The following is a 16,550-nucleotide window of genomic DNA, read 5'->3' as shown; positions in this document are numbered from 1 at the left end:
GTGAGGAAAGAGCCTGAAATTCATGGGGCCGCCGCCGGGACAAGAAAGCGATCAGGCGCCAGCGCCGCGGCGGTGACGCCGAGCGCCGTGACATCCCCCGGGATGGGCTGCTCGCGCAGCAGCGCCGCGCTCAGCCTGGCCAAGGTCAGCGAAACCTGGAAACCGTAGCCGCCCTGGCCGCCGAGCCAGAAGAAGCCGGGAAGGCGCGGGTCGAAGCCGGCGACCGGCGTGCGGTCGGGCGCGAAGGTGCGCAGGCCCGCCCATGGCGTCGACGGACGGCCGATGCGCATTGATGTCGCCTGTTCGATGCGGTCGACGGCGATGGCGACGTCGATGTCTTCCGGCCAGGCGTCGCAAGGCTCGGAATCCTTCTCGTCGGCGAGCGAGCCGATCAGCCTGCCGGCATCGGGCTTGAAGTAGAACTGCTCGTGCAGGTCGACCACCAGCGGCCAGCCGGCGATATCCATCCCGGCGGGCGGATCGAACAGGAAGGCGGTGCGTCGTTTGGGCTGGAAGCCGAGGCCCGGCAGCCCCGCCATCCCGGCGACGACATCGACCCAGGCGCCGGCGGCGTTGACGACGATGTCGGCCGAGTAGACGCCGGCGCTCGTTTCAACCCGAAAAGCGCTGCCGTCGCGTGACATGGCGCGGACCTCCTCGCCGGTGCGGATGATGCCGCCGCGGGCCTTGAGCGCCGAGGCGCTGGATCCCAGCATCTTGCCGGTGTCGACATCCACCGCGTCCGGCTCATAGACGCCGCCGCAGGAGTTTTGCCTGGCAATGACCGGAACCAGCGCGTGGAGCTCGGCCGCCGACAGGCGGCACACGCTCGGCACCAGCGCCTGCAATTCATGAGCCAGCTTGTCGATGGCGGTATCGTCATCAGTCCATCCGACATGCAGCGCGCCACGCCGATGGGCGACGAAACCGCCCTCGACTATCGCCTGCCGGCTGGCCAGCGTCAGCCCGCGCACCAGGCGGTTGCCATAGGTCTCGGTGAACAAAGCGGCGGAGCGGCCGCTGGCGTGGTAACCGAGATGCGGTTCGCGCTCGATGACGGTGACATCGGCCCAGTCCGCCACCTCGGCGGCAAGGGAGAGACCGGCGATGCCGCCGCCGATGACGATGATCTTCGTGGGAGAATTCGACTGCATCCATCAGTCGTAAAAATAATTTCGTATCCAGTCAATATTTAGCGTATAAGAAAATTGTTGGCGTTGTTGATGGCCCGCTCGAGTTCGACTACCTAGGGTGAACCCCGAACCCCGCGGTAGTGGTGCCGCCGCCTCATGGAGCTGACAATGTCGGAGCAACCGAATCTCGGTGATTGTCTGCGTGCCCTACGAAAAAGACATGGCTGGACCTTGCAGGAGGTCAGCTCTCTCACCGGCGTCGCGGTGTCGACGCTGTCCAAGGTCGAGAACGACCAGATGTCGCTGAGCTACGACAAGCTGTTACAGATCTGCGAAGGGCTCGGTATCCATGTGACGGAGCTGCTCAGCGGCGACCGCAAGCAGCCGGCGGCGCGCACCCGCCGTTCGGTGACCTCGCAGTCCAACACGCTGCGCCAGCTGACCCGCAACTACGACTACCGGTATCTCGCCACCGACCTGGTGCGCAAGCGCATGGTGCCGATCCACGCCTATGCGCGCGCCCGCACGCCGGAAGAGTTCGGTCCGCTGACCCGGCATGCCGGCGAGGAGTTCCTGATCGTGCTCAAGGGCGAGATCGAACTGCACACCGACCAATACGCGCCGGTGCGGCTGAAAGCGGGCGAGAGCGTCTACATCGATTCCACCATGGGCCACGCCTATCTCTCGGTGGGCGAGGGCGACGCCGAGATGCTGTGCGTCTGCTCCGGCGACGAGCCCGACATGGAAGGCACGCTGCTCTCCGTGCTGGAGACGGTGGAGGGGTAGGGGCTTTCGAACACCGCCGCCGTCGCACCCCGGGCGCTAATTTGCGTGGTTATCAATGCCTTCCGGAGGCGATCCCGCAATCGCATCTCGGATGCCTCATTGCCGATCCTGCGTCTCCTCTTTTTTCGTGGTGACGAGGTTTGCATCGCGTGCAAGCCTCCATTGCCCGTCTTTCTCCTTGCGCAGGAGCGTCAGCGTATATCCCGACCGATGCACGCTACCGCCCGGCGAGGTGGCGCTCATTTCAATGCGGTTTCGGATAAAGGCCCAGTCTCCAAGCAGTTGCAGTTCGAGGATTTCGCTCGTTCCGTCGATCCTTGCATCAGCCATGCCTTGCGACGCTTTGGCGAAGGCCGCCTTGCCGAACGGCTCCTGGCCGGGAACCGTGAAGATCACGTCGTCGGTCATGAGCGAAAGCACGGTCGCCAGATCGCCGCTTTTGCTAGCCGTCATCCAGGTGTCGACCACTTGCCTGATGGCTTTTTCGTCGTCGTTCATCGCGCAGTCCTCCGGGTGAGTTCGGACATCGGCGAGAGCAGAGATAGTGCGGTCCGCCGTATCAGCAACAACGGTTGCGGCGGCGATCGCAGGCTGATCGGGTGGCGCCCGCTCGCATTGAGTTTTTCTGCAACCTGGATCAGCCTTTCCGGTTCGAACTGGCCGAGGAAACCGGCTATACGGTGCCTCAGCGTCGGCCATGCCGGTTGCAGTTTTGCCGAACCCGAGAAGGAAAACCCAATGAATTCAGAAAAAACAGCTGTCATCGTGGCCGGTGGCAGCGGCATGGGCGCGGCGGCGGCCAAGCGCCTGGCGGCGGATGGGTTCAAGGTGGCGATCCTGTCCTCGTCCGGCAAGGGCGAGGCGCTGGCCAAGGAATTGGGCGGACTCGGCGTCACCGGCTCCAACCAGTCGAACGACGACCTGCAGCGTCTCGCCGACCTGACGCTGGAGCGCTATGGCCGCATCGACGTGCTGGTCAACAGCGGCGGCCATGGGCCGCGCGCGCCGATCCTGGAGATCACGGACGAGCAGTGGCACACCGGCATGGACGTCTACCTGATGAACGTCATCCGGCCGGTGCGCATCGTGGCGCCGCAGATGGTCAAGCAGAAGGGCGGCGCCATCATCAACATCTCGACGGCCTGGGTGGCCGAGCCGAACGCGATGTTCCCGACCTCGGCCGTGTTCCGCGCCGGCCTTGCCGCCTACACCAAGATTTTCGCCAACACCTATGCGGCCGACAATGTGCGCATGAACAATGTGCTGCCCGGCTGGATCGACAGCCTGCCCACCACCGAAGAGCGCCGCGACAATGTGCCGATGCAACGCTACGGGACGAGCGAGGAGATCGCCGCGACCATTGCTTTTTTGGCTTCGGAAGGGGCCGGGTATATTACCGGGCAGAGTATCCGCGTGGATGGGGGTGTTATCCGGGCGCTGTGAGGGATTTGGTCCGATTTTTTGGAGACGCCGGAGGGCCAGCGCCCCCCTCTGCCCTGCCGGGCATCTCCCCCTCAAGGGGGGAGATTGGCAGCTTTGGCGCCGGTTCTTTTCCTCAACACCGAAAATTAGCGAAAGCCATGGTGACATCCGATCTCCCCCCTTGAGGGGGAGATGTCCGGCAGGACAGAGGGGGGCGCTGGCCCGCCGGCGTTCCGTTTTGGGTGCCATGCTCGTCCCGACGCTTCAGTGGCCCGTCACCGCTGATCCGCATCCGTCAGCGTCTGCAGGAACGCCACGATGTCGTCGATCTCGGTGTCGTTGAGCGCCGGCTTGTCGCCGGGTTTCTTGCCGTTGAAGGGTGGGTCCTGGTTGAGATTTTTCCAGTATGCCTTTGGCAGATCGTCATATTGCCTCACCGTGCCGTCTGCATTCCTGGGATACCAGTGGCCGGGGTCGGTGTCGCGGCTGGCGTAGAAGGCGACGGCGTCGCGCAGCGTGTGGAAATAGCCGTTGTGGAAGAAACTCTTGCGCAGCGCGACATTGCGCAGCGTCGGTGTCTTGAACAGGCCGCAATAGCCGGTGCGGCCGTGGAAATCGGTGCGCAGCGGGCCGCACAGGCCGAGATCGGCATAGGCGGGGTCGGCGTTGGCCGGGATGGCCGGATTGCGCGGCACGGCGATGGCGATCAGGCCGAAATCGGTGAATTGCGGCGGCTCGCCGTCATTGGCGGGTTCGCTGAGGTGGCAGGAGGCGCAATTGCCTTTCGCCTCGTCCTCGAACAGGGCGCGGCCGCGCCGTTCCTGCGCCGACAGCGTCGCCTTGCCGGCGAGGAAGGCGTCGTAGCGGCTGGAATAGGGGTAGAAATCGGCGGCGCTCTGCTCGAACGTGCCGAGCGCCTCGGCGGCGGCGTCGAAGGCGTCGCCCGGGCGGTCGAAGACATCGTTGCCGAACGTTGCCTTGAACTCGTCGGCATAGGCCGATCTGCGCAAGGCGGCGGTGACCGCCCCCGCATCCTTGTTGGCCATCTCGAAGGGCGAGAGCAGCGGGATTTTCGCCTGATCCTTGCCGTGGTCGGCGCGACCGTCCCAGGTCAGGCCGCCGGTCGGACCGTTGTCGACGCTCTCGTCGCCTTCGTCCTCGGAATCGTAGAAGTGCTCGGTGAAGGCGGGAGCGGCCTGGAGATAGCGCAGCGAGGGCACCGCGCGCACGCCGGGCCGGTCGAGATGCGGCCCGCCCATCTCGACCGGAGCTGCCGAGGCCGGACCGAAAGCATGGCGCGGATCATGGCAGGACGAGCAGGCCTGCCTGCCCGAGGCCGACAGCGCCGGGTCGAAGAACATCTTTCGCCCCAAGGCGTTCAGCGCCTCGGCGCGCGCGAAAGCTTGCGCGCGGGATAGCGGACCGGGATGGACGCCATCCGCCGTACTCGCGGGCGCGGCACAGCCAAATGTCGAGATCGCGGCAATCGCGATCATCAGGCTTTTCCATCGTCTCGTCTTCATGGAGCATGGTCCGCTTTGGCCGGGAAATAGGAATGGAGTGCAACGGATTGATGACCGGCCCCTGTGCTCACGAAACCGTGTTCGCCGCAGCGGCGGATGTCACAAAGGTGACAAGGCATCCACGTTAGCTGCCCCTATGGTTTCCGCGCCCCTCCAGCCACAGTCAAGCCACGAGGTCTTCCCGATGACGAGGCTCAAGCTCCTCACTTCCTTCTGCCTGGCCGGTTCGGCCCTGCTTCCCCTCGCGGCCAATGCCGCCCCTGCGGGCTTCGACAAGATCGACACCGTCGTCGTCATCTATGCCGAGAACCGCAGCTTCGATAATCTCTATGGCGGCTTCCCCGGCGCCAACGGGCTGGCCAATGTCTCGGCCGATCAGGCGCGCCAGCTTGACCGCGACGGCAAGCCGCTCACCGAGCTGCCGCCGGCCTGGGGCGGGCTGACCGGAAAGGGCGTCACGCCTGTCGTGACGGAGGCTGAGACCGCGCATCTCGCCAACGCCGCCTTCGCCATCGACGATCCCAAGGGCTTCAACGAGGGCACCAACGTCATCACCCATGATCTGTGGCACCGCTTCTACCAGGAGCAGATGCAGATCGACGGCGGCAAGAACGATAAATTCGTCGCCTGGGCCGATTCCGGCGGCCTTGTCATGGGCCACTATGATGGCTCCATCCTGCCGATGTGGCAGGTCGCGAAGAAGTATGTGCTGGCCGACAATTTCTTCCAGGGCGCCTTCGGCGGCTCCTTCCTCAACCATTTCCAGCTCGCCTGCGCCTGTACGCCGGTCTACCCGCACGCCGACACCAGTCCGATCAAGGGCCAGATCGCCGTGGTCGAGGCCGACGGCACGACACTGAAGGTCGCCGACAATTCGCCGGCCTCGGCACTCGGCGGCGTACCGAAATTCGTCAATGACGGCGCCATCACGCCCGACTTCCATGCCGTCAACACCATGCAGCCGCCCTATCAGCCGAGCGCCAACAAGCCGGCCGAGGGCGGCGACAAGGCGCTGGCCGACCCGGCCGCGCCCACCACGCTGCCGCCGCAGCACGACATCACCATCGGCGATCTGCTGTCGCTGAAAGGAGTGAGCTGGGCCTGGTATGCCGGCGCCTGGCAGGCAACGCTCGACGGCAAGAACGCGACGCCGGTGCCGAACTTCCAGTTCCATCACCAGCCCTTCAACTACTTCGCCGCCTACGCGCCCGGCACCGCCGCGCGCACCGAGCATCTGCGGGACGGCGGCCTGGATGGCGCCGAGTTCATCAAGGCGATCGACGACGGCAAGCTGCCGCAGGTCGCCTTCTACAAGCCGCAAGGCAATCTCAACGAGCACGGCGGCTATGCCGACGTGGCCAGCGGCGACCGGCATCTGGCCGACCTCATTTCGCATCTGGAGAAGAGCCCGCAATGGGGCCACATGCTGGTGGTCGTCACCTATGACGAGAATGGCGGCTTCTGGGATCATGTCGCGCCGCCCAGGGCCGACCGGTGGGGCCCGGGCAACCGCGTCCCGGCCTTCATCGTCTCGCCCTATGCCAGGATGGGCACGGTCGACCACACGCAATACGACACGACGTCGATCGTGCGCTTCATCACCGCGCGCTACGACCTGCCGGTACTGACCGGCATCGTTGCCCGCGACAAAGCGCTGGCCGCCAATGGCGAGCCGCCGATGGGCGACCTGAGCGCGGCGCTGGACCTCAGCCGGTAGACCCGACCCGAATCGCGGATACGCCGCCGCGCCGCGGGGCGCGGTGGCCATCTCAGCCGCCATTCACCAGGGCAAGAATGAGCTTCTGCAGATTGCCGCCCTGGCCGAGTTCGACGCGGTCGAAATCGCGGCTTGCCTGCACCCGGGCCTTCGAGATCGCGTCGAGCCGACGGACCACCTCGGCCCTGGTCTTGCTGCATTTGGGATCATCGGGAACAGTCAGGCCGTCGGTCGCGACTTCGATGTCATTGACCATTTGTATCATGCTGGCGCCATGGACCTTCTCATGGGCACTGACGCCGGCGATGAACACTTCCCAGCTCTTCTGGACGGCCGGCGGCAGCGGCGCGGAGGGGCTTGGCAAGGTGTAGGTGATAATCAGTTTCGGCTTCGCCGCCGTCAGCACGCAGGCCTTGCCGGTAGGCTTGTAGTTCCTGACCCCCCAGGTCAGCTTGAAATTGGTGTGGGCGATGGCGCGGGCAATGCCGGCATTCGGCCCGTTCTGGCCGATCGACCGGTAGAGCTCCAGCCCGGACTGGCCTGAAATGGCGTAGGTCTCGACCTTCTCGACCGGCTTCCATTCGGCCTGCGCGGCGAGCGGCGAGGCCACCAGGGCGGCTGTCACAAGACACAGGCGAATACAAGCTCTCAACACCAAGGCCCCCCGCACATGCAATGCCATTCAATGGCTTTTCCTATATGCTGCCGGCGGGTGCTGCAAATGCCCGAAGGGGGAAGTCATGAAAAGATATCTCGTTGCCGCCGGAGCCTTGGCGGCATTGCTTGGCACTGAGCCGGCCTTTGCCGCATCCTGCGGCTGGAGCGCGAAGATGGAAGAAGACGAGGGCGGCAGCGTGCTGACGGCTTCCGTCTGCGGCGGGCCGAAAGGCGACGCGCAGTTGATGCTGACCTGTTTCGACAATCCGGTGCTGAGCTACGACCTCGGTGCCAGCGGCCCGCAACTGGAACCGGGCATCAACGGTTCGTTCGACTTCAAGGCCGATGGCAAGACGGTGACCAAGACGCTGCAGCTGGAGGAAATGTACAATTATTTCGTGGTCGATCTCGCCAAGGCCGATCCGCTGCTCGACCTGCTGCGCTCGAAGGGGGACGTGTCGGTCAGCGCGGCCAAATATGGCGCTATCAGCTTTCCGCTGAAGGGATCGAGCGCGGCCATCGGCAAGGTGCTGGCGCAGTGCGGCAAGGCCAAGCCCGCGGCGGACGGGGATTGATCGGGTGCTGTGCGGCAGCTGTGGCGGCTATCCATATTGTCGTCATCCTGACATCTGAACATCAGCCCGCCACTAGCCCATTGTCACATCCAACTTCGCGAGCGGTGACGCCTCTTCCTTCTCCCCTTGTGGGAGAAGGTGGATCGGCGCGTAGCGCCGAGACGGATGAGGGGTGCCGAAAGAAAATCCGTTGATAATTCAGCGTAATGTGGTGTCGCGAGAAGCATGTTGCCAAGCTGGAACACCCCTCATCCGACCTCGCTTCGCGAGGCCACCTTCCCCCACAAGGGGGAGCTGAACCTTGCCGCCGGGGACGGCTGGCCGTATCTCATCCGCTATGGCCAACATCCAATTATGAAGGCTTGGGCTTCACCGCCAGCCATATTGGCTACAAGAAGAGCCTTTAGCGGACGCCAGCACGCTGTCGCCGGTTCCGGCTTGGCGGCGACTGGCGTATAGCGGAAGCCTTTCAGGCACTATTCAAATCGCCCGGCAAAGCGGATATAGGTCAGTTAGGTTGACCTATATAAGAAACGTCGGGGAGGCATGTCTTGACCCTTTTGAACCTGTTGGCTTCGCGCTCGACGCGCATGAAGGCGTCGGAAATCCGCGAGCTTTTGAAGCTGCTCGACCAGCCCGACATCATCTCATTCGCCGGCGGCATTCCCGATCCGTCACTGTTTCCGGCCGACGCCATCCGCGATGCCTATGCCGATGTGCTGGGCGGGGCGGAAGCCGGGGCGGCATTGCAGTACCAGGTCTCGGAAGGCTATCTGCCGTTGCGGCGCTGGCTTGCCGGGCAGATGGGCAAGCTTGGTATCGCCTGTGACGAGGGCAACATCTTCATCACCTCCGGCTCGCAGCAGGCGCTGGATTATCTCGGCAAGCTGTTCCTGTCGCCGGGCGATACCGCGCTGGTGACATGGCCAACCTATCTCGGCGCGCTGCAGGCCTTCAACGCCTACGAGCCGCGCTACGACCGGCTGCGGCCCGAAGGCGGCAACATGACGCCGGCGGCCTACCACACCGCTGCCACCGCCAATGGCGGGCGGGTGAAGTTCGCCTATCTGGTGCCCGACTTCGCCAACCCGACCGGCGCCACGCTGGATCGAAAGCAGCGCGAGGCGGTGCTCGACCTTGCCGGCGAGCTCGACATCGCCGTCATCGAGGACGCCGCCTATCGGGCGCTGCGCTATGACGGCGAGGGTGTGCCGCCGATCCTGGCGCTCGACTGCGCGCGGTCCGGCGGCATCGACAAGGCGCGCACGCTCTATTGCGGCTCGTTTTCGAAAATCCTGTCGCCGGGCATGCGCGTCGGCTGGGTCTGCGCGCCGCACCACGTGGTCGAAAAACTGGTGCTGATGAAGCAGGCTTCGGACCTGCACAGCCCGTCGGTCAACCAGATGGTGATGCACCGCGTCGCCGAATCCTTGTTCGACGGCCAGGTGGAAAAACTCATCGGCGCCTATCGCGAGCGCCGCGACGGCCTGCTTGGCGCGCTGGAAGTCAATATGCCGGAGGGCGTGAGTTGGAGCCGCCCGGAAGGCGGCATGTTCGTCTGGGTGACGCTGCCGGAAGGCACCGATGCCACGGAACTCCTGGCGCGGTCGGTGAAGGAGGCGCGCGTCGCCTTCGTGCCCGGCAATGCCTTCCACGCCGACGGCACCGGCCGCAACACGCTGCGGCTGTCGTTCACGCTGGCCGACCGTCGCGCGGTGAGCGAGGGCATTCCACGGCTGGCGGCGCTGCTCAAGGGTTAGACCCGCAGCCAAGCGCCGCGCGACCAGACTTCCGGTCAGCCGAAAAGTTCCGTCGGGCCCAAAAAATTGTCGCTGGTTGTCAGCAGATGCAGGCGCCCCGCGTTGACGCCTTGCCGCCCGCGCCTAAATTCGAGGCCTTGCGAGGAGGAGCTTTCATGGAACTGCATCGCGGCCGGCTCATCGACCACCTGCAGCTCGTGGTCCGGGATCTCCCCGCCAGCCGGCGTTTCTACGAGGCGCTGTTCCAGGTGCTTGGTGTCCCGATCGGCGGCACCGGCGAGGACTATTTCTGGGCCGACGAATTGTTCATCTCCAGCGTCGACAGCCGGGCCGCACAGGGAAAGCTGACCGGCCGCCATCATCTGGCCTTCCAGGCCAGGGATCACGCCATGGTCGATGCCTTTCACAGGGCCGGACTCGAGGCCGGGGGCACGGACAATGGCGCGCCCGGCGAGCGGCCCTATCATCCCGGCTATTATGCCGCCTTCCTGCTCGACCCGGACGGCAACAACATCGAGGCCGTCCACCACGGCCCGGCCAACCGGAGTTCCGCTTCCGTGAAGATCACCTTCTAGCAACACCCGGCCGGCCGGGCGACCGCGATGCGCGTCGGATGGTGATTCTCATGCCGCTGCATGTTCCGCGCATTTGGAAAAAACGCGGGACCGGCGCATCCGATCGGATGCTTGATCTGGGCGGCACTGAAATTGTCCTGCAGGGCATGGATAACGCCGCCTCTGGACAAGAGGCAAATCGGTCCCATACGGTGCGGCTTCAGGGAAGACGCGTGCGCGGGAAAGGCCGGTTGGTCGTTGAAAAAGAATGTCTTCTCGTCGGTCGACCTGCCGCCGCATCTCGACGACCGCGCGCGCTTCGCGCTCTGGCAGGACATCCATGTCGCGGAGATATGGTCGGTCGAATACGCCATTTCCGGCAACGTCCCGTTCCAGGCGGATATCGAAGCCACCGCCATCGGGCCGCTGGTGCTGGGGCGGATGGCAGGGACGATCAGGCATGCCAGCCGCAAGACGCGCAACATCGCCGATGACGGCCGCGACGGCTATCTGCTGCTGGTCAACGACGGCGACACCAAGCTGAGCGGCGCGCAGACCGGCCGCGACTACAGCATCGGCAGGGGCGAAGGCGCGCTGGTCTCGGCTTCGGAAGCGCTGGAAATGACCGGCGGCGACCGAAATGTCTGGACCAATGTCGTGGTGCCCCGCGAAATCCTGGAAAATGCCTTCCCCCATATCGAGGATCGCCTGGCGCTGACCATCGGCGCCGACAATGAAGCGCTCGATATGCTCAAGCGCTATTGCGGCTTCCTGGAAGCGGGACCGGCATTGCTCTCGCCCGACCTTGTCGCCCACGCCACCGAGACGATCGTCGACTTGATCGGGCTGGCGACCGGCGCCAAGGGCGAGATCGCCGAGCTGGCGGGCGTGCGCGGCCTGCGCGCGGCAAGGCTGCAGGCCATCCTGCAGAAGATGCGGGACAACTTCGCCGATCCCGCCATCTCGGCCCAGCACATCGCCCAGCATTTGCGGCTTTCCGCGCGCTATGTCCATGATCTCTTGCAGGAAACGGGCTCCAGTTTCGCCGAGCATATTCTCGAACTGCGCCTGCAGAGAGCCCATCGCATGCTGCGCGACCGGCGCAACGACAGCATGCGGGTCAGCGAGATCGCGCTCTTGAGCGGCTTTTCCGACGTCTCCTATTTCAATCGCTGTTTCCGCCGCCGCTTCGGCTCGACGCCGAGTGGAGCGAGGTAGAGCGATTCATGGAAGGCGCTGCCATGATCGCATCGCAATCGGCTGCATGACTGGAGGCAATCCCGACCTGCCGTTCGTTCCGGCCAGCACAAGCGATGACAGCCCATGCCCGAGAATTATCGCGGTGACGCCCGGCAAACCGGCAGCCGCCGCACCGCCCGCCTGCTGCTGCGGCAGCCGACGGCAGCCGATGTTGCGTTTGTGACGCGGCTGTTCGCCCGGCCGGAGCTGGTTGCGCATAGACCTGATCCCAGCCCTGACACGGCGCGGCAAAGCACCGATCGGCTGCTGCGCGACATCGACCATTGGCGCGAGCATGGATTTGGGCGCTGGGCGATCGAGGCGGACGGCGTGCCGGTCGGCTTCGGCGGCGTCACGGTGTCGAAGGACTTCAGGGGGCTCAACCTGTCCTATCATCTGCACCCCGAAAGCTGGGGGCATGGCTATGCCACCGAGGTGGTCCGCGCGGCGCTGGCTTTCGCCTTCGACGACCTGCATGCCGAGAGGGTCATAGGACTGGTGCGCACGGCCAATGCCGCCTCGCGACGCGTCCTGGAAAAATGCGGCTTTCTCCTCGAAGGCCAGGTGACGCTGCATGGCGCGCCGACCAATCTCTTCGCTCTCGAAAGAAGGCGGGAAACAACCGGCACATCCGGGCGATGACAGGGCGGCCAGCCGTCCCGCGCCGGCAGTTTCGCAAGCAGTTCGAGATGGCGAAGACTGGTTCCGATCAGCTTTGCCGATCGCTGCCTTGCGTTGCCAATTCGATGGCTCCGGTGCTAACCGTGAAAATGGCGGACGGGAATCGGCGAAGCAATGCGCGCAGCCTTTCTCAATAACGTCCCGAACAGAACATCTCTTGCCCACCGTGGAGAACCGATTTTTATGCAGAAATCAACCAGGGCGATCCGTGTCGCCGCGTCGTTGCTTGCGATTTTGTGCATGGCCGCACCATTCATATTACCATTTACTCATATATCTTCGGCGCAGGCCCAGGAGGAATATCTTCCGACCCAGAAGGACTTTGTCGGCAAATGGCAACTCAGCGGCGCGACCACCCGGCCGCCGCGCGACTTGAAGGATGCGCCCACGCCGGAACAGGAAGCGGCTGCCAATGAGTTCCAGCAGACGGTGACCGCGTTTTACGGCGCGTTCGATTATCTGGAGATCACCGCGGACGGCCGCTACAATTTCCATCAGCCCGGAGACCCGACATCGGGTTCCTGCGTCTGGTGCGGAACCTGGTCCTTCAGCAAGAGTTCGGCGTGGCTCAAGCTGGACACGGCGCCCAGGCTCGATATCTACGCCAAGGGCGGCGACATACAGATGACCTACACCGCGGAACCCGACGAAAAATCGAGATACGCCTGGCTGGTGTTCGGCTGGACGAAGGTTGAGTAGACGGCGCGCGACGCGCCGGGAAATTCGGCGCGTCCGAGCGGCTTTTCACCCATCTCGTATTCGGCGGCCCGAGGAGTCCACATGAGTCCATTGCCTGAAGCCGTGCCGTTTTTCAGTCAGTGGGAGACGCCCGACATGACGCTGGCGGTGCTCGCCGACGGCGCCGAAGCCGCGTTGCGGCGGGATCCGCTGTGGCAGGGATCGGGTGCCGCCACGCTCGACGAATACGCGGTCTGGGCCGCCAATGTCTGCGGCATGGCTTGCCTCAAGATGATCCTGGCGACGCGCGGCCAGATCGTGCCGACGATCGAGCTGGCAAGACGGTGCACCGGATATGGCGGCTATGTCGTCAATGAAGGCTCGATCAAGGGCCTGATCTACGCGCCCTTCGTCACTTTCGTGAAGCAGGAATTCGGCCTCGATGCCGAGGTGATGACCAATGTCGCGGCAGCGGACGTCCCGGGGATCCTCGCCCGGTCACGCTTCTTCATCGCTTCGGTCAGCAGTTCGATCCGCTGGCCGGAGCGCGAGCCGCCGTCGAAGGGCGGTCATCTGGTGCTGGTCACGGCGGCGTCGGACGATGGTTTTCGCTTCCACAACCCGTCCGGCCATACCAACGCCACACAGGCGGACGCAGTGTTGGCGCCCACCGATTTCGATCGTTTCTTCGCCAATCGCGGCATTGCCGTCAGCATTTGATTTTTGACAGTTGAGGGATTTCGATGACCGGAAAGATCAGGGTTGCCATCCTCTATGGCGGTCGCTCGGCCGAGCACGAGGTGTCGCGGCTGTCGGCGGCCAATGTGCTGAAGGCGATCGACCGGACGCGCTACGAGGTGGTGCCGATCGGCATTTCCAGGGACGGCAGATGGCTGCTGCAGCCGGCGTCCGAGGCCGTCGGCGATGGGGCAGGGGCTCCAGTGTCGGAGGACGGCGTGGAAGTCGCCCTGCTGCCCGGCGGCAAGGGCCGGCTGATCGCGGCGTCGCACAAGGAAACTGACCTGCCGCCGGTCGATGTCGTTTTTCCCGTGCTGCACGGTCCGTTCGGCGAGGACGGCTCGGTGCAGGGCTATGCCGAGGTTGCCGATGTCGCCTATGTCGGCTGCGGCATCCTCGCCTCGGCCGCCGCCATGGACAAGGACGTCGCCAAGCGGCTGCTGCGCGAGGCCGGCCTTGCCGTCGCCCGCTCGGTCACCGTGCTTAGAGGCGATGTCGGTTCGTTCCAGGAAATCGCCGGGGCGCTCGGGCTGCCTTTCTTCGCCAAGCCAGCGCGCCAGGGCTCGTCCTTCGGAGTGAGCAAGGTAAACGACAGGGACGGCTTCGAAACAGCCATCGAAACCACTTTCCGCTATGACGGCAAGGCGTTGATCGAGGAGTTCGTCGAAGGCCGCGAGATCGAGTGCTCGGTGTTGCAACGGGCAGACGGCTCGCTCACGGTGTCGCTGCCAGGCGAGATCATCCCGGCCGGCAAGCATGGCTTCTACACCTACGAGGCCAAATATCTCGATGCCGACGGCGCGGTGGTCAAAGTGCCCGCCGATATTCCCACTGCGGTCGCCGACAGAGCGAGGGACATGGCGGGACAAGCCTTCAAGGCGCTCGGCTGCGAGGCCATGGCGCGCGTGGACCTCTTCCTGCGCGCCGACGGCTCCCTGCTGGTCAACGAGGTCAACACGCTGCCCGGCTTCACCGATATCTCGATGTACGCCAAGGCGCTTGCGGCGATCGGCATCGGCTACAGCGAGGTCATCGACGCGCTGATCGAGCACGCGCTGGCAAGGCATGCGGTGCGCACAGCCTGAAGTCTTCGCCGATCGAGATACAAACCAGGATGATCCCGTTTGCGCTCCGAGCGCCTACCGATCGACCATCGCCATGCCGCGCTCGGTGTAACGCGGGCCAGAGATTTTTCCCGGCGCCAGGGCATCGTCGAGCGCAGCCATTTCGGCGGCGTCGAGTTTCAATGATGCGGCGGCGACGTTTTCCTCCAAATATCTGATCCGCTTGGTGCCGGGGATGGGCACGATGTCGACACCAAAGCCGTTGCCCTTCTCCAGCAGCCAGGCCAGCGCGACCTGGCCGGGCTTGACGCCCCGGGCTGTGGCGACGTCGCGCACCTTGGCCGCCGCGTCGACATTGGCGTCGTAGTTTTCGCCCTGGTAGCGCGGGTCGTTGCGGCGGTAGTCGCCCTCGGCGTAGTCCTCCGCGCGCTTGACCTCGCCGGTGAGAAAACCGCGGCCGAGTGGCGAGAACGGCACCAGGCCAATGCCGAGTTGCCCGAGCAGCGGGATGATCTCCGGCTCCAGATTGCGCTCCCAGAGCGAATATTCGCTCTGCAACGCCGACAACGGGTGAACGGCATGCGCCCGGCGGATGTTGGCCGCACCTGCCTCCGACAGGCCGAAGAACCGCACCTTGCCTTGTGCGACCAGCTCGCCGACAGCGCCCGCGACGTCCTCCAGCGGCACCGCAGGGTCGACGCGGTGCTGGTAGAGCAGGTCGATATGATCGGTGGCGAGACGGCCGAGCGAGGCTTCCACGACCTCGCGGATATGCCCGGGCCGGCTATCGACGCCCACCTGTTTACCGTTTTCGATGCGGAAGCCGAACTTGGTGGCGATGGTCACCTTGTCGCGCTTGCCCTTCAACGCCCGGCCGAGCAGGGCCTCGTTGGTGTACGGGCCATAGACCTCGGCGGTGTCGAGGAACGTGCAGCCGAGTTCGATGGCACGGTGCAGCGTGGCGACGGATTCGGCCTCGTCAGCCGGGCCGTAGGACTGGCTCATGCCCATACAGCCGAGACCAATGGCCGAGACTTGCAGCCCCTGGCTGCCGAGCTTGCGTGTGTCGAGGGTCATGGGTGGAGCTCCGAGAGGGAAGGAAGGAGGTGGCCGGGATTATATAAGGCGCTCGCTCAATTCCCACAGGGTGTCTCGGGCTTTTGGTTATTGCATCGAGCCTGATCGATGAAGATCGAGATGGACCATCGCACTCTCATCGCCGTTCTCGACCAATCCGTTTCCAGGCGGAGCCAATCCGTTGCTCAAAGCGTCGAATTCGATTGCGGCGCCGAGCAGTTGGGCAGCCTGCACGACCAGATGTTCAATGTCCTCGAGGGCGACATTCTCGGCAAGGTTCCTGACCCTGATCCTCTCCGCCACCACCGACACGTTGATGATGCCCACCGTCTTGAATGCTGTGCAGACGGTCGAATAGACGTCTTCACGCAGCATTGTGGAATAGTCGTATCGCATCGAAACCTCCCAAGGCGAGTTGGTTTCCTCAAGGCGGCAAGATGCGCCCGATACCGCGTACTGACAAGTTAAAACTGAAGAATCCTCAAATAAAATCAGTTAGTTAGCAGAGTTACACGAAGGCCCAACCTGCGTTCAATGAGCATCATTGATACCGTGCTGCATTCGCCCATTGGCAGCGCTTGACGTAAGATGAGGAAGTTCCTAACTGTAAGTGCAGTGAGACATTTACTAACTGTGCAAATCTTGCGCGGGAGGCGGATATGGTTGAACTGGAACGTCCGGAACGATTGCAGGTCATGTTGACCCAGGATGAGCTGGCAGCGCTGGAAAACTGGCGTTTCGACAAGCGCATGCCCAGCCGTTCGGCTGCGGTGCGCGAATTGCTGCGCCGTGGCCTTGCCTCCGACGGGTTCCTGACGGCAGAGATGGGGGCCAAGTCGCAGGAGTTCGGCGTGCTCAGGCCCAATGGCGATGGCAAGACGCCGCCGGAACAGGCGGAGTGAAATGCGTTAAGGCCTATCCATCCTCGCGCCGGCGATTGCCTTGA

General features: G+C 64.2%; 18 protein-coding genes. 12 read left to right on the top strand and 6 right to left on the bottom strand.

The features are described 5' to 3' along the window. Positions 1-20 precede the first annotated feature (20 nt). Positions 21-1,154 (bottom strand): NAD(P)/FAD-dependent oxidoreductase, encoded by a 1,134-nt coding sequence (locus O7B34_RS27100; protein WP_337148902.1) that lies wholly within the window; start codon positions 1,152-1,154, stop codon positions 21-23. Positions 1,155-1,301: 147 nt separating this feature from the next. On the opposite strand from O7B34_RS27100, the gene O7B34_RS27095 reads away from it, so the two are divergent. Then, positions 1,302-1,919, top strand: a complete 618-nt coding sequence (locus O7B34_RS27095; RefSeq protein WP_027141459.1) for a helix-turn-helix domain-containing protein — start codon at positions 1,302-1,304, stop codon at positions 1,917-1,919. A gap of 96 nt (positions 1,920-2,015) precedes the next feature. Here the strand turns inward: O7B34_RS27095 and O7B34_RS27090 are convergent, their stop codons facing one another. Continuing rightward, positions 2,016-2,417, bottom strand: coding sequence for a YybH family protein (locus tag O7B34_RS27090; protein WP_337148901.1), 402 nt, complete (start codon positions 2,415-2,417; stop codon positions 2,016-2,018). Positions 2,418-2,657: 240 nt separating this feature from the next. Here O7B34_RS27090 and O7B34_RS27085 point away from each other — a divergent pair, with 240 nt between their 5' ends. After that, entirely contained in the window at positions 2,658-3,362 is a 705-nt protein-coding gene (locus O7B34_RS27085; RefSeq protein ID WP_337148900.1) for an SDR family oxidoreductase, read from the top strand. A 254-nt stretch (positions 3,363-3,616) separates the two neighbouring features. Here O7B34_RS27085 and O7B34_RS27080 read toward each other — a convergent pair whose 3' ends face one another. Beyond that, positions 3,617-4,837, bottom strand: a complete 1,221-nt coding sequence (locus O7B34_RS27080; protein WP_337148945.1) for a cytochrome-c peroxidase — start codon at positions 4,835-4,837, stop codon at positions 3,617-3,619. Between the two features lie 211 nt (positions 4,838-5,048). On the opposite strand from O7B34_RS27080, the gene O7B34_RS27075 reads away from it, so the two are divergent. Continuing rightward, a complete protein-coding gene (locus tag O7B34_RS27075) occupies positions 5,049-6,581 on the top strand; it encodes an acid phosphatase (protein ID WP_337148899.1) in 1,533 nt (510 codons plus the stop codon). A gap of 52 nt (positions 6,582-6,633) precedes the next feature. Here O7B34_RS27075 and O7B34_RS27070 read toward each other — a convergent pair whose 3' ends face one another. After that, positions 6,634-7,263 (bottom strand): DUF922 domain-containing Zn-dependent protease, encoded by a 630-nt coding sequence (locus O7B34_RS27070; RefSeq protein ID WP_337148898.1) that lies wholly within the window; start codon positions 7,261-7,263, stop codon positions 6,634-6,636. A 58-nt stretch (positions 7,264-7,321) separates the two neighbouring features. On the opposite strand from O7B34_RS27070, the gene O7B34_RS27065 reads away from it, so the two are divergent. The 8 genes from O7B34_RS27065 (at position 7,322) to O7B34_RS27030 (ending at position 14,548) form a co-directional block, all read left to right on the top strand. Beyond that, positions 7,322-7,813, top strand: a complete 492-nt coding sequence (locus O7B34_RS27065) for a hypothetical protein (protein WP_337148897.1) — start codon at positions 7,322-7,324, stop codon at positions 7,811-7,813. A 590-nt stretch (positions 7,814-8,403) separates the two neighbouring features. After that, positions 8,404-9,573 carry an aminotransferase-like domain-containing protein gene (locus tag O7B34_RS27060; RefSeq protein ID WP_337148944.1) on the top strand — a complete coding sequence of 390 codons (1,170 nt, stop codon included), beginning with the start codon at positions 8,404-8,406 and terminating at the stop codon, positions 9,571-9,573. Between the two features lie 155 nt (positions 9,574-9,728). After that, positions 9,729-10,148 carry a VOC family protein gene (locus tag O7B34_RS27055; RefSeq protein ID WP_337140200.1) on the top strand — a complete coding sequence of 140 codons (420 nt, stop codon included), beginning with the start codon at positions 9,729-9,731 and terminating at the stop codon, positions 10,146-10,148. A gap of 237 nt (positions 10,149-10,385) precedes the next feature. Further along, the gene (locus tag O7B34_RS27050; protein ID WP_337142663.1) at positions 10,386-11,345 is read left to right on the top strand and encodes an AraC family transcriptional regulator; all 960 of its coding nucleotides are present in this window, start codon (positions 10,386-10,388) and stop codon (positions 11,343-11,345) included. A 105-nt stretch (positions 11,346-11,450) separates the two neighbouring features. Then, positions 11,451-12,008 (top strand): GNAT family N-acetyltransferase, encoded by a 558-nt coding sequence (locus O7B34_RS27045; RefSeq protein WP_337148896.1) that lies wholly within the window; start codon positions 11,451-11,453, stop codon positions 12,006-12,008. Positions 12,009-12,230: 222 nt separating this feature from the next. Next, a complete protein-coding gene (locus O7B34_RS27040) occupies positions 12,231-12,746 on the top strand; it encodes a hypothetical protein (RefSeq protein WP_337148943.1) in 516 nt (171 codons plus the stop codon). An 81-nt stretch (positions 12,747-12,827) separates the two neighbouring features. Then, positions 12,828-13,445, top strand: a complete 618-nt coding sequence (locus O7B34_RS27035; protein ID WP_337148895.1) for a C39 family peptidase — start codon at positions 12,828-12,830, stop codon at positions 13,443-13,445. 23 nt (positions 13,446-13,468) lie between these two features. Further along, positions 13,469-14,548, top strand: a complete 1,080-nt coding sequence (locus O7B34_RS27030; protein WP_337148893.1) for a D-alanine--D-alanine ligase family protein — start codon at positions 13,469-13,471, stop codon at positions 14,546-14,548. Positions 14,549-14,602: 54 nt separating this feature from the next. Here the strand turns inward: O7B34_RS27030 and O7B34_RS27025 are convergent, their stop codons facing one another. Further along, positions 14,603-15,604: an aldo/keto reductase gene (locus O7B34_RS27025; RefSeq protein ID WP_337148891.1), complete on the bottom strand. Its 1,002-nt coding sequence runs from the start codon at positions 15,602-15,604 to the stop codon at positions 14,603-14,605. An 87-nt stretch (positions 15,605-15,691) separates the two neighbouring features. Then, entirely contained in the window at positions 15,692-16,000 is a 309-nt protein-coding gene (locus O7B34_RS27020; RefSeq protein ID WP_337142668.1) for a hypothetical protein, read from the bottom strand. A 263-nt stretch (positions 16,001-16,263) separates the two neighbouring features. On the opposite strand from O7B34_RS27020, the gene O7B34_RS27015 reads away from it, so the two are divergent. After that, complete coding sequence (locus tag O7B34_RS27015; protein WP_027141473.1) at positions 16,264-16,506, top strand: hypothetical protein; 243 nt, start codon at positions 16,264-16,266, stop codon at positions 16,504-16,506. Positions 16,507-16,550: the final 44 nt, after the last annotated feature.

The sequence above is a fragment of the Mesorhizobium sp. Cs1299R1N3 genome, assembly GCF_037179625.1.
Lineage (GTDB): Bacteria > Pseudomonadota > Alphaproteobacteria > Rhizobiales > Rhizobiaceae > Mesorhizobium > Mesorhizobium salmacidum.
The sequence above is the reverse complement of the archived record's forward strand: the minus strand, read 5'-3'. Positions and strand labels throughout refer to the sequence as shown.